Source organism: Arthrobacter sp. MP_M4 (genome assembly GCF_035984855.1).
Lineage (GTDB): Bacteria > Actinomycetota > Actinomycetes > Actinomycetales > Micrococcaceae > Arthrobacter.
On the sequence record NZ_JAXCHX010000029.1, the window covers coordinates 1 to 26,260 of the forward strand.

The following is a 26,260-nucleotide window of genomic DNA, read 5'->3' on the forward strand; positions in this document are numbered from 1 at the left end:
AAGGGGGTCGGTCGCACTCTCCGCAACAGCGGCGGCGACTCGAACAACAATACACACCCCCACGACCAACCACAAATCCACCCCCCGCGCCCTCCCACACCCCCAAAACCCCCGGAACGGCGCCGAAGCAGCCAGCTAGAACCCGCGCGCCACGTCCACTTCCGGAAATATGACCTCCGTGAACTGACTCACACCAGGCGGCACGCCTTCCCCGCCGCCGCACGGCTTCGAGCTGTTCCCCATCCAAACAAGCCAACCCCGAGCCCGGCCGAACCATTCAGCCTGCAGGAGGTACTGAAGTCCGCCTGCCCGGGTTTCGACGTCACGGGCCAACTCTCAGGTAAGTCAAAACTCATCGGCCTGCCCGGCGACCGCTTTATTGGAATCTCTCCGGGTGCCACGATTACCCTGACCGGTCCTTCCGGGAAGACAGTCAGTTACGTCATCACCGGGTCAACTCATATACAGGTCCTGCTCGACGGCAGTCAGGAGATCAGGTCGACCGGAAGGAACCTCATCATCGTTCCCGAAGTCACCGGCAAGCATCTGGAGGGCCTCTTTCTCACCACGGGCAATGTCTACTACGCCCTCAATCCAGATGGAACGGAAAAGCGGCTGTTCTCCGGTCCGGGCAGGGTAACTGACGGCTGCGCGTTGCTCGGCCCCTGACCTCCCTTTGCTATGCGAAGGCGCTTCGGGCCATGGTCAGAGGCGCCTTCGCGCTGAATCTGGCAACCATGAGCTTCGGACGTTCCTGCTGCGGTGCACGGCCACGTTGAGTCCTCGTGGCTGGCTAACGGCGGCACCATTCAAGGTCGGGACGGTCTAGCGAGCGACGGCAGCTTCGATATAGCAGCTGTGGGTTAACTGCAATGCGTCGCCGCTGGCCCAGTTGAGTAACCAGCGAACGAACCGGACGAAGGCGTCAATCGCCGCCCGCGCGGAGGCGGTTTCAGTCAGAGGCGTTTCCCCAGCCCAACCAGGCCAGGGCCGGCGCATTGGATGTTCGCGTTCCGGCGATAAGTAGATGCAGGCGCCCAGTCCGTCCCGTTGCGCCGGAACCCTCCCCCTGACTAGGGTGGAAGCTAAGCATGCTTAGCATGTGTGCGGCGCCGGCAACGGAACGCCGGACACCGATACCGAACCATCCGGAGGAACATCATGACTGACCAGTACACGTTCAAGAACCCGGTAACGGCCTACGAGCAGATCGAACCGCCCGAGCAGACCCAGCCCGAGCCCGGCCTCGACGTCAAGATGACGCCCAAGGCGGACCTCGGCGAAGACACCTACCGCGGCACCGGCCGGCTGGAAGGCCGCAAGGCGCTCATCACCGGCGCGGATTCCGGCATCGGCGCCGCGACGGCCATCGCCTTCGCCCGCGAAGGGGCCGACGTCGTCATGTCTTACCTCCCCGAAGAGGAAGAGGACGCAGCCCGCATCGCCAACCTGATTGAAAAGGCCGGCCGCAAGGCGGTCAAGGTGCCGGGCGACCTCAAGGACTCCGCTGTGTGCCGGGACCTCGTCGAAACTGCCGTGCGGGAGCTCGGCGGGCTGGACATCCTGGTCAACAACGCCGGCAAGCAGGTGGCGCAGAAGGCGCTTGGCGACATCACCGACGTCGAGTTTGACCACACTTACAAGACCAACGTGTACGCCATGTTCTGGTTGACCAAAGAGGCCATCCCCCACCTCCCGGCAGGATCGGCCATCATCAACACCACGTCCATCCAGGCGTACAGCCCCTCGGAAACCCTGGTGGACTACGCCTCCACCAAGGGCGCGATCAACAACTTCACCAAGGGACTGGCCCAGCAGCTCGCACCGCAGGGCATCCGCGTCAATGCGGTGGCTCCCGGCCCCATCTGGACGCCGCTGCAGCCCAGTGGCGGTCAGCTGACCGAGGATCTGCCGGAGTTCGGCAAGGAAACCCCGCTGGGCCGCGCCGGCCAGCCGGCTGAATTGGCACCGGCCTACGTGTTCCTCGCCTCTGCGGAGTCCAGCTATGTGATTGGTGAGACCCTCAACGTCAATGGCGGTATGCCTACGCCTTAGGTCTCGTTCCCGCGCCGGTGTCCAATGCAATCCAACACCACGCGGACCAACACCACGCGGGCTCTTCCGGGACGGCTTTCCAGCCGCCGGGAAGGGCCCGCTGTCGTGGACCCGCCATCGTGGGGCGGGTTCCGCGCCCCGGTGGCGCCACTTATCACCCGAGGGTGTGGATGGTAAAGGCGCTCAGGAAGCCGACGGCGGCCACCAGCCCGGTGAGGTTGTGGTGCTCCTCGAACGCCTCGGGAATCATCGTGTCAGCCAGCATGGCCAGGATCGCGCCGGCCGCCACCGCCGTGATGAAGGCCACCGCTTCGTCGGGGGCGGCTTCCAGTGCGGTGAAGCCAAGGAGCGAGGCCAGACCGCAAAGCAGGGCGATGCCGGTCCAGACACCGAAGACGTACGTCGCGCTGCGGCCGGCCTTCTTCATGCCGGCGGTGCTGGAAAGTCCCTCAGGGACGTTGGAAATGAACACGGCCGCCAGCATGGCCGGGCTGACGGTTCCGGCGGTGACAAGCCCGAGGCCAAGGACTACGGATTCCGGGATGCCGTCCAGGAGGGCGCCGACGGCGATCGCCGTGCCGCTGCCGGGGCTGTCCTTCTCGGAGGGCTGCTTGCCCCCTGACCGCTTCCGGTGTTTGGCCCCGGCCCGCGCCAACAGCGTGTTGGCGCCGACGTACACCACCGCCCCGGCCAGGAACCCTGCGGCGGTAGGCCAGAGCCCGCCGCCCTTGACGGCTTCGTCCACCAATTCGAAGGCGAGGGCGGAGATGAGCACGCCGGCGCCGAAAGCCATGATCGAGGAGACCAGCTTCTTCGGAATGGTCCATTGCCAGGACAGCCAGGAACCCAGAACCAGGGCTCCGCCTGCCAGGGTTCCCCAGAGCATGGCCTGCGCCCACATTGGCATGTGATGTACCTTCCACGGCCGCAAAGCCTGTTTCGTCAGAGGAGAAGACGGCGCGGCGAACCGCTGCGCGCCTTCAGAATTGTTGCAGATTTCGAAGGCGGCCGTACGTCAGCGCGCCGGTAGCGCCTCTACAAACGCCACCTGGGTGGTGTACTGCTGATACAGCTTGACCGCCTCTTCGATCTCGATGTGCCCGAAGGTCAACGCGACCTGCAGCCCCTCCAGCTGTGCGCTGCAGGTCTCGGCCGCGCTCACCCGGTCCGCCAGCGAATGGGACGTGGCAAAATTCGTGGACAGCGCCGCGGCGATGGAGAGAATCACCGCGAGCAGGCACAGTACGCGCCACACCAGCGAATCATCGCTCAGGTTGAAGAGCTCGGCCACGCCGTTGGTGAATCCCGTGCCGCCGACGGCGGGACCGGCCGTGAGTGCTGCGGCCAATGCGCTGCCGACAATGCTGATGTTGGCCAGTCGGACGCGCCGGGGCCGCTGTCTGCTCAGATAGGTGCGGACGGCCAATTGCTTTTCCTCGATACGGGCGGACAGTCGATGCCGCGGATCGGATGTTTCGTCCATGATGTGATGCCCGCTTCCCTCGCCGATTGTGTCCGCGCCCTGATACGGGGCCACCGCCCGCAGAGTGCGCGGACGGCCCCAGTTGCTGCAAGCGGAGCCCGGCTCCCCCGCTCTGCTGCCGCTTTACGCACCATTGCCGCTTGCCGCACCCAGTGCGCACACGTTCAGGATGCTCCCGCGTGGGAGCGGGTGTCCAGAGATATCTCGGCGACGCACGGGAGCGGCACGGCCCCTTTTCTCGGTTGCCGGAACTGGGGCGTGCCTGCAGGGATCCGCTGCGGTCAGCGCATTGTTGACTGCAGGAACGCGTACGGTTCCGTTTCCCGGAGCCCTGTCCCGGCACCGCCCGCGGGACTACCATGCAGCTGTACCGATGGAATTGCCACCGTGCGCACTACTGCGTGGAAGGAAATCTGTCATGGAATGCATTACCTGGTTCGCACCCATCCTGCCCGGAAAACTTGAGGAATGGAAGGCGCTCGACGCGGAGATGAGCGGCCCGCGGGGAGAGGACCATGCACGTTCGAGAAAACGCATGGGCGTCACCCGTGAGGTCGCCAGCCTTATGCAGACGCCGCAGGGGGACTTCGTCTGCCTGTTCCATGAGGCCGACAACCTGGCCGAGGCTTTCCGGTCCATCGCGACGTCGGAAGATCCCTACGACGTCTGGTTCCGGAAGAATCTGGTCACCCTGCACGGGCTGACGGCCGAGATGCTGCAGGGCCCTCCGCCGGCCACAGTGTATTTCGACTACAACGCCGCGGGCTGAGAGCTGGTTGAACCAGCGGACCCGGGTTAAACAAGAGCAGGGCCCGTCAAAGACGGACCCTGCTCGAAACCTGTAAGGTTCCGTACTCAGAAGAGTTAGCTGAAAGCTAAGTCTTAGAGAGCCTGGATGTTTACGGCCTGGGGACCCTTGGGGCCCTGCTCGGTTTCGAAGGAGACCTTCTGGTTCTCTTCGAGTGAGCGGAAGCCGGAAGAGGCGATCGCGGAGTAGTGTGCGAAGACGTCCTGTGAGGAGTCATCGGGGGAAATGAAGCCGAAGCCCTTTTCAGCGTTAAACCATTTGACGGTACCAGTAGCCATTATTTTTTGTCCTTCGTGAAGGTAGAGGAAAAATCCCGACTTTCGGGTCCTCCGGTGTGGGGTGCTCAAAACCGCTGCTTCAGAAGAACAAGGTCTTGCAACCTTGCGTACTGCCTGAACTACGAACTGCATAAACACAACAACAGGATCAACCCTACAGGAGATTTCCGGGACGAATTACCACCGCGGCTGGCAGGGTGCCGGCGGCCGGTCCTTTCGGGCTCCCCGTGGACCCTGTCCGGTTCTAGACTGGCGGCATGACACCGCAGGAGTTGGCCAACCTGGCGCATCTGCGCCGGGCCCGGGACCTGATCGACCGCGACTACGCCCGGCCGCTCGATGTGCCCACCATGGCCGCCGGCGCCCTCATGTCCCCGGCGCACTTCTCCCGCCAGTTCAAGGCCGCGTACGGCGAGACGCCCTACAACTACCTCATGACCCGGCGGATCGAACGCGCCATGGCGCTGCTGCGGGCCGGCGCCAGCGTGACGGACGCCTGCATGGAAGTGGGCTGCACCTCGCTGGGATCGTTCAGCTCACGCTTCACGGAAATCGTCGGGATGCCGCCGAGCGAGTACCGGTCCCGGCAGCACCACGGGGTGAAGGTCATGCCCTCGTGCATCGCGAAGCTGCGCACGCGGCCCGAACGCAAACCGAGCAGGATTGAAGAAGCGCCCCCGCAGCCCCTGGCCTAGCGTGGAAGACATGAACATTTCACTGCAGTATTCACAAATTACCGTCAACGATCTCGACGAATCGCTCGCGTTTTACCGGGACGTGCTCGGCCTGGAAGTCCGCAACGACGTCGGCTCGGACGGGCAGCGCTGGGTCACGCTGGGCAGCGCGGCCCAACCCGATCTGGAGCTGGTGCTGTCCGTTCCGCACGCCGGCCGCTCCCAGGACGACGGCGACGCCCTCCAGCAGCTGCTCGTCAAGGGCGCCCTCCCCATCCTCGTGTTCCGCACCGACGATTTGGACGCCACGTTCGAGAAGGTCCGGGCTTCCGGCGCGGAGGTCCTTCAGGAACCCATCGTCCAGCCGTGGGGCCCGCGCGACTGCGCGTTCCGCGACCCGTCCGGGAACATGGTCCGCTTCAACCAGGCCGCCTGAGGCCGCACCATCCGGCGGGCCGCAGCCGTGTGCGGCCCGCCGGCTCGTTCTCACCACCTGATAATCCCTCTTCTTTCCGGCCGCGTCCCGCCCAGACCCGTTGCATTCACCGCAACGCCGGCACGCCGTAGCGGGCGTTGAAGGCCGAATCAACTATTTCCTTCAGGGGCACAACACCCACGGGAAACTTCCTAGGTTGGCTAACGGTGGCGTGTTTGAGTGGGCGCACTACTCCCACCGATCGGCTCCATCACCATCGCGATCAACAAGGCCTACACGTCCATTGCCTTCCAGTGCGAGACCGGCGATCTGCAGGAAGCCACCCGGCCGCACGGGCCCATTCACGGGCTGAGCGACGCCCACGGCGGGCGGTTGGTGGTTTTCCCCGGCGGCATCCCGCTGGTGCGCGACGGCCGGATCATGGGCGTGATCGGGGTGTCCACCGGAACCACTGAACAAGACCAGGAGGTCGCCGAGGCCGGAGCCGGGGCCTACTGACGGCTGGCCCCCACGGGCGTGCGCGTCGGGACAGCCGCGGACGGCACTGTGTGGTGCGGAGTGGCCGGGCCCGCCGGTGCGGCGGTGACTGCGCTCGCCGGTGCGGCCGTGACCGCCGGGGCGGCGGTGACTGCGCTCGCCGGGGCGGCGTCGCGGCGGCTCCGGCGGCCCACGGCCCGGCCCGCGGCCATCGACAGCCGGTGGGAGGGCTGCTCCACGTAGCGGAAGAACAGCTCGGCGATCACCAGCGAGGCGGCCACCGAGACCGCGAGCGCCAGCGGAAGCGAGACCGATCGCAGCAAGGTGACGCCGGCCAGGATGATCGGCAGGTGCACCAGGTAAAGGCTGAAGGAGACGCGTCCCAGCCACTGCGCGACGGCAGTATTGCCGAGGCGGGCAGCCGATGCACAGAACACAAACAGCAGGACCAGCAGCATCGCACCAACGGTCACGACGGCGCGGACGCCGGTGATCGGCTTCTCGGGGCTGATCCATTCCGCGTTGGCCAGGAACAAGCCTGCCGCGGCCACGAAGAACCAGACAAAGCGGGGCCAGCGCCGGGTCAGCTCACCGATGCGCGCCCGCTCGACACCGAGGACGGCGCCGATGGCGAAGATCGGAAGATAGGACAGCCACTCAATGTCCTGTACCGCTCCCACAAAAGCCAGCAGCAGCGCCACGCCGATTTTCAGGGACCAGAACCGCCGCCAGCGGAGGGCGAGAAATACATAGGCGGGGAGCAGGAGCGAGAATGCCACCTCCCATTTGAGCGACCACAACGGAGTGTTGATGGTGCTGGCGTTCAGCATCAGCGACGCGTCCTTGAGCACCTGCCCCACCGTGGGATCAACCACATACATGTCCGCCCACGGGCTCTGCAGGGGCGACGCCGTGCGGGGAATGAGCAGAATCAGCGCCACCGCCACCACCAGGGACGCCCAGGCCGGCACGTAGAGGCGGAAGAAGCGCTTGGCGTAGTACTGCCCCCAGCCCTTGGCTCCTGGCCGGGTGAATGGCAGGACCAGGACGAAGCCGGAGAGCACGAAAAAGACGTGCACCGCCGGGGTGCCGTTCCAGAGGATGTGCAGCGGCGAGAAGACCGCCCACTCCCCCGCTGTGGAGAGTCCTGCGGAACGGTCGCCTTCCACAACGCTGCCGATTCCCGGCAGGGTGGAGAGGATGTGGCAGGCAACCACCACCAGGGCTGCGATGCCCCGGAGGCCATCCAGTTGCGTGACTCGGGTTTGACCTGACTTGGAGCGCATCCACTCAATGTTACCAGTTCGTTACATTTGGTTTGGGGTCCACGCCTCCCCGCGGCGTTCGGAGTACGACGTCGGGGGCTTCGGTTAGCGCTTTGTGTCCGGTCCGCGCCACAACCTTTGGGGCTCCTCCATCGACGTGAACCGGTCGATCACTTACGGAACTGGTCCGCGCCGAATTGTGCCGGAGTCAGTTCGCCTCGTCCGGGCCAGCGGCCGGTGGCCTGGTGGAAATCGATGGCCCGCAGCAGGGGGGTCATGTCATAGATTCTGGTGTTCAGGCTGAGCTTCACGCCGTGGATGGACTTGATTGTCAAGAGCGGCTGTCGGTTCATCTCCAGCCGCCGGTATTCGGCGATGTCATGGTACGGAAGTACGTGTTCCTTGCCGAGCAGGCCGCGGAAAGCCACCTCGTCGGCCCGCGGGGCCACATACCAGTTGTGGTACATGATCAGGAACACCAGCCCACCCAGAACAATGGCGGCGGAAGCAATGCGGAACCCTACGGGGTCGCGGGCGTCATCCAGAGAGAAGGCGACCAGTCCCATAAGAAGACCCACGCCGAGGAAAAGCCAGCCGACAATCGGCACGATCTTGGGCATGCGAAGCTGTTCGGGGTATTTCTTGGAGCGGTTGGGGTGCTTACGCATCCACCAGACGCCCCCTGCGAGGGCGACGGAAACGAACACAATGATCAAAAGCTTGATGACGAGTGCGGCTGACATTCCCACAGAGTACCTACAACGTCCTGACTAATCCCGGAAGGTGCGGATTTGCCCTCACCGGCAAGCCGTTGCGCCATCAGGGCGGACCATGGCGGCCAGGGCTGCCAGTGCACGCTCAGGGATTCTTGACCGGGCCGCGGTCCGGCTCATTAGGGTGGAACGCATGAGTCTTGAATGGGAACAGGTAGTTGTTGACTCGGCGCGGCCGGCCGAACTCGGACGGTGGTGGGCGAATGCTCTGGGTTGGGTTGTGACCTTCGAAGCTGACGATGAGTTCGAAATTCGCTCTGCACCGGACCGGTTGCCAGGGTTGGTCTTTGTGCCGGTGGCGGATTCGAAGGTGACGAAGAATCGTCTGCACCTCGATTTTCGCCCGGAGAATCCAGCGGCCGAGGTCGAGCGGATGGTTTCCCTTGGTGCCCGCAGAGTCGATGTTGGTCAAGGTGAGCAGCCGTGGACTGTACTTGAGGATCCGGAAGGCAACGAGTTCTGCATTCTGGGGGCCCGAAAGAAAGGCTAGTTCCGCTGGTTGGGCGTTCGGACAGGCCGCACGAAGCGCCCGTCAGTTCCTGCGCAGCGGCCAGGCACTCCATCCGCCGGCCGCCTCCCGCAACCGGAGCTCAGCATCGTGAAGCCGGGCGGCGGTTAAGGGGCCCGGTTCGCCGCGGCCGCTTTCGGAGCCGGAGCCGTCCCATGCGGTCAAAGCGTATTCGCTCCAGCGTTTGCGGCCCACCGGATACCGTTCGCTGTAGCCGCCGGCCGCGACCGTGAGCACCAGCATCTCCAGCCGGTCCGCCACTGTCTCAACCGTCTCGTCACAGGCATCGCAGCCGCAGGACGGGAACGGGAAGTCGTGGAGCAGCCCGGCGTGCACCATCACTCCCGGATATCCGGTCAACACAAAGGTCAGGGAGGCCGCTCCGGAGTCGCGAGGGGTGAGCTTGACCGCCTGCAGTACCTCCCCGCCCCGCATCAGCAACTCCTCGGCGAGGACCGGATCGTCCTGGACGTCGACGTCGTACACGGCCGTGAGATGGTCGATCAGGGCACGGGCGACGGCGTGGAGGCCGGCGAAACGCTCGGGGTGGCTGTCCACGCTGTACGAGTCCGGGTCCGGCCCGCCGGCGCCCCAGTGCCGGCCGTACGGTATGAGCTCGCCCTTGCGGGTGTAGTAGGTCTCCGTGGGAAGAGCCGGCCGGACATAGCGCGGTTGCCCGGTCTTCGGGGGTGCCGGGAGGGGCGGCATTTGCGGTGGCTCCTCCGGCTCGTCCCGGGCCCAGTCCAGCAGCACGGCCACGAGCCCTTGGACCGCAGCGTCGTCGGCGTCGCACAGTCGATCGATCAGGCGGCCGACCTCGAACTGTTTGTTCCGGTTTCCGACCAGAGGAGGGGCCGCTTCGTATGCGGTCCACTGCGCGTCGGCCCGCATCCGGGCGATGGTGTTCCCGGCGAAGATGGCCGCCGCTTCGCCGAGCGTGCCATCGCCCGCAATCTCCGGGCCGGACGTGCGCAGGAACCGGATGAGCTGTTCAGGGTCGGCGGCCAGTTCTCCGGGCCGGGCTCCCTGGTCGGCGCAGAAGTCAACGAAGGGCGCATAACCCCTCACATGCCGGACCACGGCCGGGCCTGGCCCCGGCCGGTATAGCGCCGTACGCCGCGGCATGGGTGCCGGCAATTCCGCGGGCGGCCCATCGAACAAGTCCTCTGATGTCCCCATAGCTGGATCCTAGTCCGCGGGCCCCTTGGGCTCCGAGAGCAATGAAGTACTTGACAAGAAATAGCCAACACTCCATCGTCGAAAGCACGTTCACCAGCGAGGGAGGACTCCGTGGCCAGCACCGTCTCGGCGTCCGCGCCGGCAACACTCCAGGAGTACTACCGCGTCCTTGTCGCAGGAATCGACGCCTTTGATGAGGGGCAGAGGCTCCGCGAACTACTCTCGGACCACCTCGATTTCACCGGCTGCCTCGCGGGCCACATTCCTAATGCCACGGACGGGTTCCTCCACGGCGTGAAGGGCTTCATTGCGACCGTTCGAAGCATCGACGTGGTCCGCGAGGTGCACAGCGGGCACGGGTCCGCGGTCCTGTACGACGCCGAGATGCCCGCCGGCAGGGTCCGGTTCGCCGAATTCTTCACCTTCCACGGCGGCGTGATCGCAACCCTGGACCTGCACTACGACGGCCGGGACTACCTCGCGAAGGGTGGCCGGTGACCGCCGCCGATACGACGGCGAAAAGATCCACGACGGCGGGGAACTCCCCTTCTGGGTGGGCGTCGGCGTCGACTCCCGGGACGCCACAGCGTCGGCAGGTCCGGCTACGCTGAGGGTGCGCCGTCGGGTGAGAACCGGGTCAGGTACCCCAGCCTTGAGCTGTGGACATGCGCGGCCATGCCCTGCTCGGCCTCCAGCACGTTCCCCGCATCGATAGCCGCCATGATGGTGCGGTGTTCGCGCCAGGAACTTTTTCCCCGGTTGTCGACGTCGGAGGCGTACAGCCACTCGATTTTCCCCGAAATCTGCCGGAGCAGCGCCGTCAGGGACGAACTACGGCTCAGGTCCGCGATCCCGAGGTGGAAGCGGATGTTGAGCTCGGGCAGGAGATCAATCCGCCCGTCGGCCACCGCTTTATCCCCCTCTTCCAGCAGCACAGCCAGGTCCTTGCGGGTTTTCCACCACGCCGGGTCCGGGCCGCCGGCGGCAAACTGCGCGGCCGCGTTCCGGGCGGCCCGCCGCGCGGTGGCTGCTTCCAGTGCTTCCCGGATCGCGAAGAGATCGTCCGCGTCATCGACCGGAATGGCGGACACCGTGGACCCGGCGAAGGGCTTGGATTCCACGAAGCCCTCGACTTCCAGGGCGCGCAGGGCCTCCCGGACCGGCACCCGGGAGATCCCGTACTTGTGCGCCAACGCCGTTTCGGTGATGCGGCTGCCCGCCGGGAGGATCCCGAAAATGATGTCGCGGCGGATCTCGTCCTGGACGCGCTGGCGGGGGGCGGTGTCCGCGCTATCTAGCGAATGCTGCACCAGGAATAGCTCCAAGTAGTTCTCGGGTGTAGTCGGCGGTCGGAGCCAGGAAGACCTGGTCCACGCTGCCCGATTCCACCACTTTTCCGGTTTTCATGACCACCACATTGTGTGCGATCTGCCGGACGACGGCCAGATCATGGGTGATGAACAGGTAGCTCAGGCCCAGCCTATCCTGCAGTTCCCCCAGCAGATCCAGGATTTGTTCCTGCACCAGCACGTCGAGGGCCGAGACGGCCTCGTCGCAGATGAGAACGTCGGGTTCGAGTGCCAGCGCCCGGGCGATCGCCACGCGCTGGCGCTGGCCGCCGGAGAGTTCGTTGGGCCGGCGCTGGGCCACCGTGCGCGGCAGGGCCACCTGGTCCAGAAGTTCGCCCACCCGCTGGCGCCGGCTTTCCTTGTTCCCGACGCCGAAAATCCGCAGCGGCTCGTCGATCAACCGTTCAATCGAGTACGTCGGATCCAGGGATCCGTAGGGGTCCTGGAACACCGGTTGAACGATCCGGCGCAGGGCCCGCCGCTCACGGACGTTGGTGGTGGCGAGGCTGCCGCCGTTGATGAGCGCCTCTCCCCCGGAGGCGGTCTCGAGTCCCAGCACAATCCGCGCCAGCGTGCTCTTGCCCGAGCCCGATTCGCCGACGACGGCGGTGGTGGTGCCGCGTTCGACGCTGAAGGAGACGTCGTCCACCGCCTGGATCACCCCGCCGCGCTGGCCGCGCAGTTTGAAGACCTTGGACAGGTTCCTCACCGTCAGCACCGGTTCGGGTGCCCGGCTGGCCAGTGGGTCCGCGGTCAGCCCGGCGCCGGGGAGCAGGCTGGCCGACGGTGCCGCGGCAACCAGGCGCGCGGTGTAATCCTCCTGCGGGTCGAACAGGATTTCCTCCGGCGTCCCCGTCTCCACGATCCGGCCGTCCGCCATCACGATGATCCGGTCCGTGCGGTCCGCGGCCAGCCCGAGGTCGTGGGTGACGAAGAGCAGTGAGGTGCCGCGGGCGTCCACCAGGGTCTGCAAGTGGTTCAGGATCTGCCGCTGCACGGTGACGTCCAGCGCCGACGTCGGTTCGTCGGCGATCAGCAGGTCCGGTTCACCGGCGAGCGCGATTGCGATCAGTACCCGCTGGCGCATCCCGCCGGAGAATTCGTGCGGGTACTGCCCGTACCGGCGTCCGGCGTCAGGAATCCCGGCTTCGGCCATGAGTTCGACGGCGCGCTGCTTCACCGCCGCCCGGCCGCGCAGGCCGTTGCTGACGAGGGCGTCCGCCACTTGCGCGCCGACCTTCATGGCGGGGTTCAGGTTGGACATCGGGTCCTGCGGTACCAGGCCGATCCGGGTGCCGCGGATCCCGCGCATCTGCTTCCCGCTCAGATCCGCCAGATCCGTGTCCTCGAGCAGGATGGAGCCCCGGGAAATCCGGCCGCTGCCCGGGAGCAGACCCAGGATGGCGCCGATCACTGTGGATTTACCGGAACCGGACTGGCCCACGATCGCCACCCGCTCGCCCTTTTTAAGGTCAAAGCTGACGCTCTCCAACACCGGCGCGGCGCCGTAGCTGACCTCCAGGTTCCGGACGGAGAGCAGAGGTGCGTCCTTGTTGTTAGCGTCCTGCTGCATAGCCCTGGGCTCCTCGGGGGTTGGCGGCGGCCTTCAGCACGCCGGTTTCGGGATCGGAGACCACGCAGGAGAGCCGGCCCAGGGCCCAGTCTCCGGCGCGGGTCACCACGTGGCCGCGGCGTTCCAGCTCATCAATGACGTCCTCGCCGAGGCGGTCCTCGACGACGGCGCCGCCGGGCGTCCAGGTCCGGGGCCAGAAGGATCCCGGGATGGAGGTGGTGTGCAGCGCGGGCGCGTCCACGGCTTCCTGCGGCGAGTACCCGCCCACCAGGGTCCGGAGCAGGTAGAGCAGCTGCCACTGGTCCTGCTGGTCCCCGCCCGGCGATCCAAGTGCGGTGACCGGTTTGCCGTCTTTGAGGACCAGGGTGGGGGTCAGGGTGGTGCGCGGACGCTTGCCTGCGGTGAGGGTGGAGGGGGCGCCGTCTTCCAGCCAGGTCATCTGCAGCCGGGAGCCGAGGCAGAAACCCAGCTCGGGGATGGCGGGCGAGGACTGCAGCCAGCCGCCGGAGGGGGTCGCTGAGATCATGTTCCCCCACCGGTCCACCACATCGATGTGGCAGGTGTCTCCGCGGGTTTCCCCGGTGGGCATGACCGTGGGTTCGCCGACGCCGGCAAACAACGGTTCGCCTTTGCCCGGGTGCGACGGCGGCAGGTATTCGGTGCGCAGCGGCGGAACGAACGGCTCGTGGCCGGGGACGGTGCCCGGACGGAACTCGTGCGAGGCCTGGTCCGTAATCAGGTCGCGGCGGGCGGCGGCGTACTCCGGACTCAGCAGGTGGTCCAGAGGCACGGCAGCGTCCCCGTAGTACGCCTCGCGGTCGGCGATGGCGAGCTTCTGCGCTTCCAGGATGGTGTGCGCGCCGAGGGCGGTGGAGGGGTCGAGGTACTCGTCCGGGTAGCCGTCCAGGATGGCCAGGGTCTGCAGCAGGGCCGGGCCCTGGCCCCAGGGGCCGGTCTTGGCGATGGTGTGGCCGCGGAATTCCAGCGTGGTGGCGGTGTCGTAGGAGGCGCTGCAGGCCGCGAAGTCCGCCTCGGTGATGACCGCGGCGTGGTCCGTGCCGGAGGAGTGGCGGTGCGGGGTGGCCAGGAATTCCACCGCGGCCTTCGCCACGAAGCCTTCGCTCCATTCGCGCCGGGCGGCGTCGATCCGGGATTCCCGGGACCCGGCACCGCCGTCGTCCGCGGACCCGCCGGCGGCGATCAGCCGGTCCAGGACATCGGCGTAGGCGCCGTTTTTGACGAGGTCGCCGCCGGCCGGAATCCTGCCCTCCGGCATCCAGAGGGCGGCCGACGTCGGCCAGTGCTCGGTGAAGAGCTCCTTGACGGAGGCGATGGTGCTGCCTACCCGGTCCAGGACCGGGTGGCCGTCCCGGGCGTACCCGATCGCGAAGGCCAGGACCTCGGACAGTTCCCAGGTGCCGTGGTCCCGGAGCAGGAGGAGCCAGGCGTCGACGGCGGCGGGAACGGCGGCGGCCAGCCCGCCGGCGCCGGGCACCAGTTCCAGGCCTTCGGCCAGGTAGTGTTCCCGCGTGGCCGCGGCGGGGGCCGGGCCCTGGCCCATCAGCACGACGGGTTCGGCGGGCGCGCCGGCGGTGACGAAGACGCCGGTCATGTCCCCGCCCGGGCCGTTCAGGTGCGGTTCCACGACGTGCAGCACAAAGGCTCCGGCGACGGCGGCGTCGAAGGCGTTGCCGCCGCGTTCCAGCACGGCCTGCGCGGACGCCGTCGCGAGCCAGTGGGTGGAGGCGGTCATTCCGAAGGTCCCCTGCAGGGTGGGACGGGTGGTGAAGGAATCGGGGGTGGTGTAGGTCATGGGGTTACTTTCGGCTGGAGGCTGTGGGGTCCAGGGCGTCACGCAGGGCGTCCCCGAAGAGGTTGAAGGCCAGGCAGATGACGGCGATGCCGATGCCCGGGATGATCGCGGCGGTGGGTGAGCGGAAGATGTACTGCTGGGCGTCGGAGAGCATGATGCCCAGGCTAGGTGAGGGCGGCTGGATGCCCAGGCCCAGGAAGGACAGCAGGGCCTCACCGATCACGGCGACCGGCATGATCACCGTAGCCTGCACGATCAGGGCCGACGCCGTGTTGGGCAGCACGTGCTGGAAGATGATCCGCCCGCCGGAGGCGTCCATGGTCTTGGCTGCCAGCACAAAATCGCTTTCCTTGATCCGCAGGGTTTCGCCGCGGACCACCCGGATCATGGCCGGGATGTGGGCGATGCCCAGGGCTACCGCCGCGTTGGCCAGGCTGGGGCCGCTGATGGCCACCAGGCCCACGGCGATGATCAGGAACGGGAAGGCCAGTGTCACGTCGGTGAGGCGGGAGATGATGACGTCCAGCCACTTCCAGTAGCCCGCCAGCAGGCCCAGCGGGGCGCCCACCAGGACCGAGAGCAGGACGGAGAGCACCCCGACGATCAGGGAGGCGCGGACGCCGAACACCAGGCGGGAAAAGATGTCCCGGCCCAGGTCGTCGGTGCCGAGCAGGAACCCGACGGTGCCGGGCTTCTGGAACGGGGTGTTGAAGTGCACCTGCGCGGGATCGTAGGGGGCAATGAGCGGCGCGAAGAGCGCCACAATGAGCACCAGGGCCAGCATGATGCCGCCGGTGAGGCCCAGCGGGTTGCGGCGCAGTGATTTCCAGATGCGGCCGCGGGCGGAGCCCAGTCCTGCTGAGTCCAGCGCTGCGGGGCGGATTTCGGTGATGGCCATTTAGTTGACTCCCACTCGGATTTTCGGATTGATGACCGAGTACAGGATGTCCACCGCGAGGTTGATCACGATGTAGCTCACGGTGATGATGAGCACCACGGCCTGGATGACGGGATAGTCGCGGGTGAACACGGCGTCGAGGGTGAGCTTGCCGAAGCCCGGCAGCGCGAAGATCCGTTCCGTGACCACGGCTCCGGAGATCAACCCGCCCAGCTGCAGCCCCACAATGGTGACCACCACAATCAGGGAGTTGCGCAGCCCGTAGCGGAACAGCACCCGGCCGCCGCTGAGGCCCTTCGCGTTGGCGGTCCGGACATAGTCGGTGCTCATGGTCTCGATCATCGACGCGCGGGTCTGCCGCAGAATCACCGCTGCCAGCGCGGTGCCCAGGATGATGGCCGGCAGTGTCAGGTAGTACAGGCCCCGCACCGGGTCCTCCAGGACGTTCACGTACCCGGAGGCGGGGAACCAGCCGAGGTTGACGGCGAGGTAGAGGATCGCGAGCAGGCCCAGCCAGAAGCTCGGCACCGAGAGTCCCACCAGGGCGACGGCGTTCGAAACCCACTCGGGCCAGCGGCCGCGGAACCGTTCGGAGATGACGCCCAGGAGGATGCCGGCGACGACGGCGAGCACGATCGCGTAGGCGGAGAGCCAGAGGGTGACGGGCAGCGTGGTGGCGATCAGGTCCGTGACCGGGGTGCCGGTGCGGGTGGACTGGCCGAGGTCCCCGTGCAGGAGCCGGCCGATGAAGCTGAGGTACTGCGCCGGGAGGGGCTGGTCCAGGCCCAGCTGGGAGCGGACGGCCTCGAGCTGTTCCGGGCTGGCCTCCTCCCCGGCCATGGCGATCGCGGGATCGCCGGGGAGTTGCCGGATGCCGATGAAAATCACCAGGGAGGCCAGGACCAAAGTGACCAGGGACTGCCAGAGTCGGGTCCAGAGATAGCGGGTCATGGGAGGTCCTTACTTCTTCGTCACGAAGGCTGCGTTGCTGAGGTGGACCACGCCGTCGGCGAAGGTGTCGATGCCGGCCACCCCGGTGCTGTAGGCCGTGAGGCTGCGGACGCGGTAGAGGTAGATCACCGGGTTATCCGCCTGCACCTGCTGCACCACCTGGCCGTAGAGCTCCGCGCGGGCGGCCTGGTCCGTTGCGCCGGAGGCCGCGGCGAGGAGCTTGTCCACCGCCGGGTTGCTGTAGCCGGAGTAGTTGTTGCCGGCGCCGGTGGCGAGGAAGTTGAACATGTTCCCGTGCGGATCCACGCGGCCGGACCAGCCCAGCTGCAGGGCGGCAAAGTCGCCGCGGGTCTGCACGTCCAGCAGCGTGGAGTATTCCACGGGCCGGATGGTCAGGGCGAAGCCGGCGTCCGCCACCGCGGCCTGCAGGGCCTGGGCGTAGCGCAGCGTGTCAGGTGAGTTGCTGACCTGCAGTTCCACCGGGTACGGGGTCTGCACTCCGGCTTCCTGGAGGAGGGCTTTGGCCTTTTCCGGGTTGAATTCCGGGCAGGCCCTGCTGAGGTCCGTGGCGAAGGGGCTGGAGGGCGCAATCGGTGAGCAGGCCGGTTCGTACCAGTTGTTGAAGACGGTGTTCACCAGGGCCGCCCGGTCCACGGACATGGAGAGGGCCATCCGGACCTTGGCGTCCTTGGCCAGGGCGGTGTCGATCTCCCCCGGGGGTTTGCCGACACCGTCGGTGTTGCCCAGGTTCAGGGTCAGTCCCTGGTAACCGAGGGACCCCACCTGGAGGACGCCGACGTCGTCCTCCTTGGAGAGGGCGTCCACATCCTGCGGGGAGATGGAGTCGGCCACCTGGACGTCGCCGGAGCGCAGGTTCGCGGCCCGGATGTTCGAGTCCGTCATGATCCGGTAGGTGATGGTGTCCAGGTGGACGTTCGTGGCGTCGTAGTAGAGCGGGTCGCGTTCGACCTTGATTGAGGTCTGCGGCACCCGTTCGGCGAATTTGAAGGGACCTACACAGACGGGGTGGTCCCCGAAGGAGGCACCGGCGTCGGCCACGGCTTTGGGTGAAAGCACCATGCCGGCCCGGTCCGCGAGCGCGGCGGTGATCGGGGCGAAGGGCTTCTTGTAATTGATCCGCAGCGTGGTCTCGTCCAGGGTCTCGACGCTGGCGATGGGTCCCAGTTCGCTTTTCCGGGCCGAGCCTTTCAGGGTGAGGCCGCGCTCGATCGTCAGCCGGGCGGCGTCGGCATTGAACGGGGTGCCGTCGGCGAAGGTGGCGCCGGTGCGGACCGGAATGGTGACGGCCAGGCCGTCCGCGCTGACCTCCGGCAGCGCGGTGGCCAGCTGCGGGACGATCTCGCCCTGGTCATCGATGTCGTAGAGCTTCTGGCACATCGTCTGCATGACGTAGCGGGTGTAGAGGGACGACGACGTTGTCGGGTCGAGGCGGTCCGGTTCGGCAGAGAGCGCCATCACCAGGTTCCCGCCCTCCTTGATCTGCTGGGTGCCGATGGGGGCGGACATCACGTCCGTGCGGTTGACGGCTTCGGGCAGCGGCTGGATCGGCTGGCAGCCCGTGGCGGCAACGGCCACCAGGGCGATGCCGCCGAACAGGGCGGCAGTCCGGGCGTAGCGCCGGCCGGTGACCGGCGGGGCGGTGGAACGGAACAAGGGTGACATACGGATCCAAATCATCGGGTCGAAGACGACTACGGTATTGAATACAATCTGTGTATGGATCCTACATTCGTATACTTTTGTTTCAAGCATGTATCGGAGATATTTCTGTGAAACCCAAGTTTTCCGGCGGTACCGACCGCCTCCACCTGGTTCTGATGCTGATGCTCACGTTCTCCACCGGCGTGGTGGATGCGGTGGGCTATCTCGGCCTGGACCGGGTGTTTACCGGCAATATGACCGGCAACGTGGTGCTGCTGGGCATGGCCGTGGTGGGCGGCACCGGCCTGCCGGTCCTGCGACCGGCCCTGGCGCTGGCCTTCTTCATGCTGGGCGCCGCCCTGGCGGGGCGGGTGCTGCGGCGCTCGGGCGAGGGCTGGTCACACCGGACCTCCGCGAACTTCCTCACCGTGGCCCTGGGCCTCTGGGCCCTGACGGTGTTTGTGGCACTGGCGCCGGTGCACGCCGAGGAGCTCTACGGCAGCATCACCACCTCAGGGATGGCCCTGCTGATGGGGATCCAGGCCGCGACGGCGAAGAAACTCAAGGTCGCCGAGATCACCACGGTGGTGGTCACGTCCACCATCACCGGGCTGGCCGCCGATTCCCGCCTGGCCGGCGGCACCGGCGTCCACTGGATCCGCCGGGCGCTGGCAATTGTGCTGATCCTGCTGGGCGCCCTGGCCGGCTCCGCGGCCCTGCATGCGGGGCTCTGGATGGGGCTGGGCGTTGCCGCGCTGATTGCGTCGGTGGTGGCGTTCGTGGGGCACCGGCGGTACCGGAAGGACGCCAGGGCGTCCCTCGCGAGTGAGGAGACGGCCGTCGTCAGGGCCGGGGTCGCGTAGTACCTGAACTGCCGGACCCGGCTGGCACTGCCGGCGTTCAACTGCCCACCTATACCGCGCGCATCCGCCGGCCTATCCTGAAGGGCCACCACTGAGAGGCTTTACGGTCCCCTACCGGGGCGACTACCGGGACGGGGGCCCCTCAGCGTTGACATCCTGCCTCCGCACTCTCGAGGACTTGCTGCAGGCCTGTGACGGGAATGTCGGGGAACTCCGCCCGCGAGGGTGCCGGCTGGAAGGCGGCAGCTCCCGTTTCCTCCCAGATCGCGGCCCCTGCGACCCGGGCAAGGAATGGTGAGAACGGCCTCGCTGCGATGGACAGGAAGCGTTCGGCGGCGGGCGGGATCCGCTTGACCTTCCCATGGCCGGCACGGCTAAGGACAACCTGGGCCAGTTCGTTGCCCGTAAGCGTCTGCGTACCCCACTCGAAAACGCGGTTCCGTAGCGCGGGGTCCGAGAGCGCACGGAGGACGACGGCGGCGGCGTCCTGCTCCGACGTGTAGGTGACGGGGGCAGAGCCGGAGCCGAATACGAGCACCTTGCCCTTGGACTCGAGCGGGGCGGTTATGGTCTCGAGGCGCTGTTCCAGGAGCGCCCCGATCCGGATGACCGTCCAGGCCATGCCGGACGTGCGGACGGTCTCCTCGGCTGCGGCCTTGCAGCGCAGGTACTCGATAGGTCCATCGGGGGCGGCGCCGTGCATGGACATCATGACCACGTGCTCGACTCCCGCGGCCGCCGCCGCGCGGACGAGCCGCATGGCACCATCGCGGTCAACGGCGCGTGGGTCAGAGCCCGTGACGCCGAATCCCGAGGCCGCGAACACGGCCGTCGTGCAGCCGGCCACCGCCTCCATGCAGTCCGTTTCGGAGGCGAGGTCCCCATGCAGGAACTCGACGCCGCCGCCGGCCGTCTCGGGGAGGGATGTGGAAACGCCGCGTGCCATGACGCGGACCCGGTGGCCGGCGGCCACAAGCATGGGGACCAGGGCGCGGCCGAGACGGCCGGTGCCGCCCACCACCAGGATCATGATCCGTCACCGCCCCCGGCTGCCCCGCGGACAGCCGTGCGGACCGCGGCGTTCACGTCACCGGACTCGTTTTCCACCGGTTCGAGGTAAAAGTGCGCCGCAGCGATCCTGTCGTCGCGGACGGTGAAGATGGCCACCCCCGCAGACGCCGTCACCGATCCGTCCGGCCGGGTACCCCGGTTGCTCCATTCCATCCAGACCTTGTTGCCGGCGCCCGCCGTTGCGTCTTGCACGGTGAGCCTCAGGTCCGGCAGCCCGGCGAAGAGCGCGGCCCAGTTCTGCCGCACCTGGGCGGAGCCCGTGAAGCTGCGGGCCGGGTGGACGGGGGTGGTGTTCGTGTAGTCCTCGGCGAACTGGGACACCATCTCCTCGAGGTCGTGACGGTTCGCGGCAGCCACCATGCGCCGTACTGGCCCCTCGGGAAGGCGGTCCGCTCCAGAGGCGTCCATAGTCTGCTCCTTAATACATCCGTCGCGGGAGGCGGAGAGGCTGGTACGCTAATTTTGATACAGTCAACTGTAATTAACTTCTACAAGGAGTTTATGCCCCGTGGGACCCGAGGTCAACGAACCGCATCGTCGGGCCCCCCGTTCTCGCGCCTACGATAAACAGCGCCGCCGGGAGGCGGCGGAGGAATCACGGATGAGGGTGCTTGCGCAGTCTCGCGAGCTGTTCCTGGCGGGGGGCTATGGTCGGACGACCATTGCCGCGATTGCCCGGGCTGCCGGCGTCTCGAAGGAGTCCGTGTACAAGGGCTTCGGCGGAAAGCCGGGGCTGGTGCGGGCCATCTATGAGCAGAGCCTGCTCGGCGCCGGGGGCGCTCCCGCTGAGGAGCGGTCGGACCGTGCGCAGACCTCGGTCACTGACGCCCGTGAACTCATGGAGCAGTTCGGCCGGTTTACTGCCGAGGTCAGTCCGCTGGGAGCACCCGTCTTCCTTCTCATCCGAGACGCCGCCGCGAGCGGGGATCCGGACATGGCCGCGCTGCTCCGCGATGTGGAGGACGCGCGGTACAGCCGGATGCTGCACAACGCGAGGCAGGTCCGCGCCAGAGGATTTTTGCGGAAGGCCCTGACCGAAGCGGAGGTAGCCGACGTCATGTTCGCGTGCACCTCCGCCGAGCTGTATGAGGGCCTGGTGGTCAGGCGCGGCTGGAGCGCCGAGCACTACGGGAACTTCATCGCGAGAACGCTTGGGGCAAACCTCCTGCCCGGCTCTTCCGCAATCGGGAGCTGACGGACCCCCTGGGCCAACGCCCGCCTACGCCCGACGGCGGGACTCACCATCTGGCGGGTCCCGCCGTCGTAGTCTCCCGACTGTTGTCCGGGGCGCTGAAGTCGACTAGATGCAGTTGGGCTGGTAGGTCGGATCGGCGGGGCCGGAGGCCTTTCCCAGGGCGTGGGCCACGAACTGGTGCACCACGGGGTCGTTCGGCGTCTGATCGTGTTCGAAGACGTCGGCCGGACACTTGTCCTGGATGGTGATGTTGGTGACCTGCCGTGCCGGGCCGCTGAGGAACTGGCTGTTGTAGGGAATGACCACTTCGTCGTAGACCGTGGAAAGGACGGTGTAGGACGGTCCCGCAACGGTGTCGCCGATGGAGTTGAGCTGCCGCATAAACGCAGATCCGGCCTGCTGGTCGGCGCAGGAAGCACAGCTCAAGGCGGTGTAGTCCGGCGGCGGGACGAAGCCCGGCGGCGGGACGATCACACCCTTGGTGCCGTGGTTGGAGGGTGCGATCCCCACCAGCTGATGGACGTTTTTAGCTCCGCCCAGGAAGCCCATGTAGTAGCGGGGCATCATGCCGCCCTGGCTGTGGCCCACCAGATCCACCTTTTTGGCGCCGGTGGCAGCACGTACCGCGTCCACGAACGGGGCCAGTTCCTTCGCGGATTCGGCCACCGGCGCGGTGGCGTACACGCCGTTTGTCTCGCCGTAGTTGAGGGCGAACACGCAGTACCCGGCGGTCTTGAGGTAGGGCGAGAGGGTGGACCAGTTCTTGGCCATGCTTTCGAAGGTCCCGGGCACCAGGATGACGGGATAGGGGTGCTCGGCGGAGGGCTTGCACGTCCAGTCGTTGGCGCCGGGCGGGGCGACATCAAGGGTGCCGGCCTGAGCGGGAGCCACGGTGAGGGAGCCAGCGAGGACCGCGGCGGCGGCGATGGACAAGGTTCTGGTGAGCAATGACATGGAGACCTCTTTGTTCGCGTGTCAGCGGGTGGGACCAGCCGCGGCTGCCGGTCCTTCGTGCCGGTCGAATCGGCGCCACGGTCTTCAGATGGTAGGCAGGTCCGCGGTCCAGACGGCGGAGACTGCACAAACGTGCGCGTCATCGGGGGCGTCCAGCGGAGACGGTTCCGCACGGGTAGACGAGCCTTCTTTGAAGTAAAGTTACTGCTCAGTAGCTGTTTCGCAGCGGACGCTTGTGCACAGGCCTGCCCTGGGGGCTTGCACGAATGTTCACTGCCGACGACGCGGGGACCGGCCCTGAATCAGGAAGTGCCCACCGTCGGCGTCGACAAAAAATTGCCGCAGGGCAATCCGCCGCCCTGCGTTCTCCGAATTGCTGGCATAAGCACCGGACCGGCCGGCCAACGGCCGCCCCATCATCGCAACCCGCACTCAAGGAGCCAGTCATGACAACCACAAACCACACCCGCACCGCAGCCCGGACCACCGTCCAGAAGGCCAGCCTCGCCGTCGGCGCCGTCTTCCTGCTGGTCGGCGTCCTGGGCTTCGTCCCGGGAATCACCACCAACTACGAGTCCCTGCAGTTCGCCGGCCACCACTCCGATGCGATGCTGCTGGGTCTGTTCCAGGTGTCGGCCCTGCATAACATCGTCCACCTGCTCTTCGGCGCGGCCGGCCTGCTGCTGGCCCGCACCGCTACCGGCGCCAAGTCGTTCCTGCTCTACGGCGGAATCATCTACCTGGTCCTCTGGGTCTACGGCCTGGTGGTGGACCAGGAATCAGCAGGAAACTTCGTCCCGCTGAACGGCCCGGACAACATCCTCCACCTGGTGCTTGGCCTGGGCATGGTCGCCCTCGCCGTTCTCCTGACCCGCGGCACCGGGGCCAAGGCCCGCGCCTAAGCCCGGGTCCGGCTGCCCGCCAGGACCCCAGCCGCACCCTGCGGCCCCGACACCTGCCCCCGGCCGGTGCCGGGGCCGCAGTCGCGCCGGACGACACGGGGGGCGTTCGGCCCTGTAACGACGGCGGTTTCCGGCCCATCATCGAGGCATGTCGGCGCTTTTCTGGCCCAAGGCCGCGGCGTGGGCCTCCCTGTATCGGATCGGCGGTGTCGCCTGGATCCTCTTCGTCCTCGTCGGGCTGGAAGCCCTTGCGCTTTACGCCACGAATCCCCCGCCGGTATCCGGAGGCGGGGCGCCGCTGAGGGCCAACCCGAGCGTGACGACCCACGGACCTTGCCCATCGCGCCGGCGCAACTCAAAAATCAGGGAATCGAGCTTTAGAAGGTCCGGCATGAAAACAACCCCAGCGGCATGCTCACGCCGCAACCAGCGGGGCGGTTGAGATGGACTGGCCAGGCTGGGCCCTGTTCGGGCTGCTGGCCACCACCGCCCTGACCGCGGTGATGATCGCCTGCCAGATGGCCGGCTGGACCCGGCTGGACCTGCCCCTGGTCCTGGGCAGCCTCGTCACGCCCGATCCGGACAAGGCACGGATCGCCGGATTCTTCATCCACCTCGCCGTTGGGCAGGTCTTCGCCCTCGGCTACGCGGCAGTCTTCGCGCTGCTCGGCAGGGCCACTTGGTGGGTCGGCGCGCTGCTGGGCCTCCTGCATGTCATGGTGGCCCTGACCATTATCCTGCCGCTGCTGCCCGCCATTCACCCCCGAATGGCCAGCACCAGGGCCGGTCCGGCCAGCCGCGCCGCCCTCGAACCGCCCGGCCTGCTGGGCCTGAACTACGGGATCCAGACGCCGGCGGTGGCCGTGGCAGCCCACCTGGTCTACGGCTCGCTGCTCGGGCTGCTCCTCACGGCGCACTGAGCAAACCAGCGAAAGAAGGTGAAGCACCACGGACGCCATGGCCCCCTCCCCCGCCCTCGCCGACTACGGGCTCCTCGGCGACACGCGCACCGCCGCCCTGGTCTCGGCCGACGGCGGCATCGACTGGTTCTGTGCCCCCACCTTCGACGGCGACCCCGTGTTCGGCTCCCTTCTCGGCGGGCCGGAGGCCGGCACCTTCCGCGCCGGCCCAGCCCTGCCCGCTGAACGAATTATCCGACGGTACCGCCCGCACACGGCGACGCTCGAGACAGTCTGGGCCATGGAGGGCGGCACCTTGACCCTGACCGAGGCGATGATCGCGGAGGTATCCGGCCGGCTGCTGCCCACCACCCTCCTGATCCGGCGGCTGGAGGCGACGGGCGCACCGGCCCAGGCCGCCGTCGTCTTTGACCCGCGCTTCGGCGAGCGCCACCTCCGCCCGCGCATCCGGCAGGGGCAGCACCTGGTCTGCGACTGGGGCGCCCTGGCCATGTCGCTGGGCTGTAGCGGCGGCCTGCGGGTGGAACCGGGGACGACGACGGCAGTCACCGTCGTGCCCGGACATCCCGTGGTGCTGGTGCTCGCTTTGGCCTACGCGGAGCCGCTGGTCTGGGTGGACCCCGAGACCGCGTGGGACCTGGTGGACGCGGACGAAGCCCGCTGGCGGGACTGGGCATCGGGCATCAGCGGGGACGTCCCGTTCCGCGAGGCGGTCCTGCGGAGCCTGCTGACGTTGAAGCTGCTGACGTACTCGCCGTCGGGCGCGCCGGTGGCGGCCCCGACCACGTCCCTGCCGGAGGACCCCGGCGGGATCCGGAACTGGGATTACCGGTTCGCCTGGCCGCGGGACGCCAGCATCGGCATTGCCGCGTTCCTCGCCCTGGGCAAGGACGGGGAGGCCCTGAACTTCCTGAACTGGCTGCTGCATGCCAGCAGGCTGCAGCGGCCCCGGCTGCCGGCCCTACTGACGCTGACCGGCGGGCATGTCCCCCGCGAGCGCACCCTGGCGAACTGGCCGGGGTACGCGGGCAGCGCCCCGGTGCGGACGGGCAACGGGGCCGCCCACCAGCACCAACTCGACGGCTACGGCTGGGTCCTGGACGCAGCGTGGAACCTCGCGGCGCAGGGGCACCGGCTCAATTCGGAAACGTGGCGGGCGATGCGGGGCTTCACGGATCTCGTGGCACGGCGGTGGCCGGAACCGGACGCCGGCATCTGGGAGATCCGCGACGACCCCGCGCAGCACGTGCACTCCAAGGTCATGGGCTGGCTGGCTCTGGACCGGGCGCTGCGGATCGCCGAGACCCACCGGGTCAGCACGCGGCGCCGGCGCCGCTGGGAAACCGCGAGAAGCGCCCTCGCCGCGGACATCCGGGCCCGGGGATTCGACCCGGCCAGGAACACGTACACCCGGTCCTATGGCTCCAGCAATCTGGACTCGGCCCTGCTGATCCTGCCGGTGACCGGTTTCGAGTCGCCAGGCTCGGCGCGGCTCCGGGGCACGGTGGATGCCGTCCGGGCGGAGCTGTCCGCCGGCTACCCCTTCCTCTACCGCTACCCGCCCGGCCAGGACGGGCTGCCCGGGGACGAGGGCGCCTTCCTGCCCTGCTCCTTCTGGCTGGCGCAGGCCCTCGCCCTCACGGGAAGGACCGCGGAAGCTGAGGAACTCTTCGAAGCGCTGCTCGTGGTCGGGGGCCCGCTGGGCCTGTTCAGCGAGGAAGCCGACCCGGGCACCGGTGCCCTGCTCGGGAACTACCCCCAGGCCCTGACCCACGCCGCGTTGGTCCAGGCGGCGCTGGCGCTCCGCGACGTTGGGTGCGAGGAGCCGCAAGGGTGAATTCAGCAAGCCCTTAGCTTGGTGCCATGACCCCTGTCATCGCCGGCCGGAATTTCTTCGGCTCCCGCTTCTACCAGCGGGTGCAGACCCTCACGCCGGGATACTTCGCCCTCACCATGGCCAGCGGGATCATCTTAATGGACCCGGGCCGGGCGTTCGGGGTCTTCACCTTCATCGCCGGAACGAATGTGCTCGGCGTGCGCCTGGGGATGGCGGGGTGGACAGTACGACGACGGCGCGCGGATCGTGGAAATGGCCGGCGCACCGATGGTGCATGCCGCGCGCGGGCTGGTGGCCGGCACCTAACGCGGCAGCGAATCACGATGGGCAAAGCGA

28 protein-coding genes are annotated in these 26,260 nt (G+C 67.4%); 13 read left to right on the top strand and 15 right to left on the bottom strand.

The window, feature by feature from the left end:
- On the top strand, positions 1–669 hold a 669-nt coding region (locus tag RCH15_RS16625; protein ID WP_326961766.1), incomplete at its 5' end, for a hypothetical protein.
- A 492-nt stretch (positions 670–1,161) separates the two neighbouring features.
- On the top strand, positions 1,162–2,055 hold the full coding sequence (locus RCH15_RS16630) for a glucose 1-dehydrogenase (RefSeq protein ID WP_326961767.1): 894 nt from the start codon (positions 1,162–1,164) through the stop codon (positions 2,053–2,055).
- Between the two features lie 154 nt (positions 2,056–2,209).
- Here the strand turns inward: RCH15_RS16630 and RCH15_RS16635 are convergent, their stop codons facing one another.
- Both RCH15_RS16635 and RCH15_RS16640 read right to left on the bottom strand, forming a co-directional pair.
- On the bottom strand, positions 2,210–2,962 hold the full coding sequence (locus RCH15_RS16635; protein WP_326961768.1) for a ZIP family metal transporter: 753 nt from the start codon (positions 2,960–2,962) through the stop codon (positions 2,210–2,212).
- A gap of 108 nt (positions 2,963–3,070) precedes the next feature.
- The gene (locus RCH15_RS16640) at positions 3,071–3,538 is read right to left on the bottom strand and encodes a hypothetical protein (RefSeq protein WP_326961769.1); all 468 of its coding nucleotides are present in this window, start codon (positions 3,536–3,538) and stop codon (positions 3,071–3,073) included.
- Positions 3,539–3,956: 418 nt separating this feature from the next.
- Between RCH15_RS16640 and RCH15_RS16645 the strand changes: the two genes are divergently transcribed.
- Positions 3,957–4,307 (top strand): hypothetical protein, encoded by a 351-nt coding sequence (locus RCH15_RS16645; RefSeq protein ID WP_326961770.1) that lies wholly within the window; start codon positions 3,957–3,959, stop codon positions 4,305–4,307.
- A gap of 113 nt (positions 4,308–4,420) precedes the next feature.
- Here RCH15_RS16645 and RCH15_RS16650 read toward each other — a convergent pair whose 3' ends face one another.
- Positions 4,421–4,624: a cold-shock protein gene (locus RCH15_RS16650; protein ID WP_024365339.1), complete on the bottom strand. Its 204-nt coding sequence runs from the start codon at positions 4,622–4,624 to the stop codon at positions 4,421–4,423.
- Between the two features lie 257 nt (positions 4,625–4,881).
- Between RCH15_RS16650 and RCH15_RS16655 the strand changes: the two genes are divergently transcribed.
- The 3 genes from RCH15_RS16655 (at position 4,882) to RCH15_RS16665 (ending at position 6,232) form a co-directional block, all read left to right on the top strand.
- Positions 4,882–5,319: a helix-turn-helix transcriptional regulator gene (locus RCH15_RS16655; RefSeq protein WP_326961771.1), complete on the top strand. Its 438-nt coding sequence runs from the start codon at positions 4,882–4,884 to the stop codon at positions 5,317–5,319.
- 10 nt (positions 5,320–5,329) lie between these two features.
- Complete coding sequence (locus RCH15_RS16660) at positions 5,330–5,734, top strand: VOC family protein (RefSeq protein WP_326961772.1); 405 nt, start codon at positions 5,330–5,332, stop codon at positions 5,732–5,734.
- 219 nt (positions 5,735–5,953) lie between these two features.
- Positions 5,954–6,232 carry a GlcG/HbpS family heme-binding protein gene (locus RCH15_RS16665; RefSeq protein ID WP_326961773.1) on the top strand — a complete coding sequence of 93 codons (279 nt, stop codon included), beginning with the start codon at positions 5,954–5,956 and terminating at the stop codon, positions 6,230–6,232.
- Here RCH15_RS16665 and RCH15_RS16670 read toward each other — a convergent pair.
- Complete coding sequence (locus RCH15_RS16670) at positions 6,226–7,497, bottom strand: acyltransferase family protein (RefSeq protein WP_326961774.1); 1,272 nt, start codon at positions 7,495–7,497, stop codon at positions 6,226–6,228. The genes RCH15_RS16665 and RCH15_RS16670 overlap by 7 nt on opposite strands.
- A 149-nt stretch (positions 7,498–7,646) precedes the next feature.
- Positions 7,647–8,219, bottom strand: coding sequence for a hypothetical protein (locus tag RCH15_RS16675; protein WP_326961775.1), 573 nt, complete (start codon positions 8,217–8,219; stop codon positions 7,647–7,649).
- A gap of 163 nt (positions 8,220–8,382) precedes the next feature.
- Between RCH15_RS16675 and RCH15_RS16680 the strand changes: the two genes are divergently transcribed.
- Positions 8,383–8,739 (top strand): VOC family protein, encoded by a 357-nt coding sequence (locus RCH15_RS16680; protein ID WP_326961776.1) that lies wholly within the window; start codon positions 8,383–8,385, stop codon positions 8,737–8,739.
- 42 nt (positions 8,740–8,781) lie between these two features.
- Here the strand turns inward: RCH15_RS16680 and RCH15_RS16685 are convergent, their stop codons facing one another.
- Positions 8,782–9,936, bottom strand: a complete 1,155-nt coding sequence (locus tag RCH15_RS16685; protein ID WP_326961777.1) for a DUF6226 family protein — start codon at positions 9,934–9,936, stop codon at positions 8,782–8,784.
- A gap of 111 nt (positions 9,937–10,047) precedes the next feature.
- Here RCH15_RS16685 and RCH15_RS16690 point away from each other — a divergent pair, with 111 nt between their 5' ends.
- Positions 10,048–10,434 carry a hypothetical protein gene (locus tag RCH15_RS16690; RefSeq protein WP_326961778.1) on the top strand — a complete coding sequence of 129 codons (387 nt, stop codon included), beginning with the start codon at positions 10,048–10,050 and terminating at the stop codon, positions 10,432–10,434.
- 104 nt (positions 10,435–10,538) lie between these two features.
- Here RCH15_RS16690 and RCH15_RS16695 read toward each other — a convergent pair whose 3' ends face one another.
- Genes RCH15_RS16695 through RCH15_RS16720 form a run of 6 tightly spaced genes read right to left on the bottom strand, consistent with a single transcriptional unit; the run spans position 10,539 to position 18,203 of the window.
- Positions 10,539–11,246 carry a GntR family transcriptional regulator gene (locus RCH15_RS16695; RefSeq protein WP_326961779.1) on the bottom strand — a complete coding sequence of 236 codons (708 nt, stop codon included), beginning with the start codon at positions 11,244–11,246 and terminating at the stop codon, positions 10,539–10,541.
- Entirely contained in the window at positions 11,227–12,858 is a 1,632-nt protein-coding gene (locus RCH15_RS16700; RefSeq protein WP_326961780.1) for an ABC transporter ATP-binding protein, read from the bottom strand. The genes RCH15_RS16695 and RCH15_RS16700 overlap by 20 nt, the downstream gene beginning before the upstream one ends.
- Positions 12,842–14,671, bottom strand: a complete 1,830-nt coding sequence (locus RCH15_RS16705; protein ID WP_326961781.1) for a gamma-glutamyltransferase family protein — start codon at positions 14,669–14,671, stop codon at positions 12,842–12,844. The genes RCH15_RS16700 and RCH15_RS16705 overlap by 17 nt, the downstream gene beginning before the upstream one ends.
- Before the next feature lie 4 nt (positions 14,672–14,675).
- On the bottom strand, positions 14,676–15,569 hold the full coding sequence (locus RCH15_RS16710) for an ABC transporter permease (protein WP_326961782.1): 894 nt from the start codon (positions 15,567–15,569) through the stop codon (positions 14,676–14,678).
- The gene (locus RCH15_RS16715; RefSeq protein ID WP_326961783.1) at positions 15,570–16,520 is read right to left on the bottom strand and encodes an ABC transporter permease; all 951 of its coding nucleotides are present in this window, start codon (positions 16,518–16,520) and stop codon (positions 15,570–15,572) included. It lies immediately after the preceding gene.
- Between the two features lie 9 nt (positions 16,521–16,529).
- Positions 16,530–18,203 (bottom strand): ABC transporter substrate-binding protein, encoded by a 1,674-nt coding sequence (locus tag RCH15_RS16720; RefSeq protein WP_326961784.1) that lies wholly within the window; start codon positions 18,201–18,203, stop codon positions 16,530–16,532.
- Positions 18,204–18,310: 107 nt separating this feature from the next.
- Here RCH15_RS16720 and RCH15_RS16725 point away from each other — a divergent pair, with 107 nt between their 5' ends.
- Complete coding sequence (locus RCH15_RS16725; RefSeq protein WP_326961785.1) at positions 18,311–19,045, top strand: YoaK family protein; 735 nt, start codon at positions 18,311–18,313, stop codon at positions 19,043–19,045.
- A 142-nt stretch (positions 19,046–19,187) separates the two neighbouring features.
- On the opposite strand, the gene RCH15_RS16730 is transcribed toward RCH15_RS16725, so the two are convergent.
- Positions 19,188–20,075 carry an SDR family oxidoreductase gene (locus RCH15_RS16730; protein ID WP_326961786.1) on the bottom strand — a complete coding sequence of 296 codons (888 nt, stop codon included), beginning with the start codon at positions 20,073–20,075 and terminating at the stop codon, positions 19,188–19,190.
- Entirely contained in the window at positions 20,072–20,524 is a 453-nt protein-coding gene (locus RCH15_RS16735) for a nuclear transport factor 2 family protein (RefSeq protein WP_326961787.1), read from the bottom strand. The genes RCH15_RS16730 and RCH15_RS16735 overlap by 4 nt, the downstream gene beginning before the upstream one ends.
- Before the next feature lie 193 nt (positions 20,525–20,717).
- Here RCH15_RS16735 and RCH15_RS16740 point away from each other — a divergent pair, with 193 nt between their 5' ends.
- Positions 20,718–21,311 carry a TetR/AcrR family transcriptional regulator gene (locus RCH15_RS16740; RefSeq protein WP_326961788.1) on the top strand — a complete coding sequence of 198 codons (594 nt, stop codon included), beginning with the start codon at positions 20,718–20,720 and terminating at the stop codon, positions 21,309–21,311.
- A 105-nt stretch (positions 21,312–21,416) separates the two neighbouring features.
- On the opposite strand, the gene RCH15_RS16745 is transcribed toward RCH15_RS16740, so the two are convergent.
- Positions 21,417–22,265 (bottom strand): esterase/lipase family protein, encoded by an 849-nt coding sequence (locus RCH15_RS16745; RefSeq protein ID WP_326961789.1) that lies wholly within the window; start codon positions 22,263–22,265, stop codon positions 21,417–21,419.
- A gap of 446 nt (positions 22,266–22,711) precedes the next feature.
- On the opposite strand from RCH15_RS16745, the gene RCH15_RS16750 reads away from it, so the two are divergent.
- The 3 genes from RCH15_RS16750 to RCH15_RS16760 all read left to right on the top strand — a co-directional run bounded on the left by RCH15_RS16750 (position 22,712) and on the right by RCH15_RS16760 (position 25,924).
- Positions 22,712–23,167, top strand: coding sequence for a DUF4383 domain-containing protein (locus RCH15_RS16750; protein ID WP_326961790.1), 456 nt, complete (start codon positions 22,712–22,714; stop codon positions 23,165–23,167).
- A 443-nt stretch (positions 23,168–23,610) separates the two neighbouring features.
- Positions 23,611–24,087 carry a hypothetical protein gene (locus tag RCH15_RS16755; RefSeq protein WP_326961791.1) on the top strand — a complete coding sequence of 159 codons (477 nt, stop codon included), beginning with the start codon at positions 23,611–23,613 and terminating at the stop codon, positions 24,085–24,087.
- A 37-nt stretch (positions 24,088–24,124) separates the two neighbouring features.
- Positions 24,125–25,924, top strand: coding sequence for a glycoside hydrolase family 15 protein (locus RCH15_RS16760; protein ID WP_326961792.1), 1,800 nt, complete (start codon positions 24,125–24,127; stop codon positions 25,922–25,924).
- The last annotated feature ends 336 nt before the right edge of the window (positions 25,925–26,260 follow it).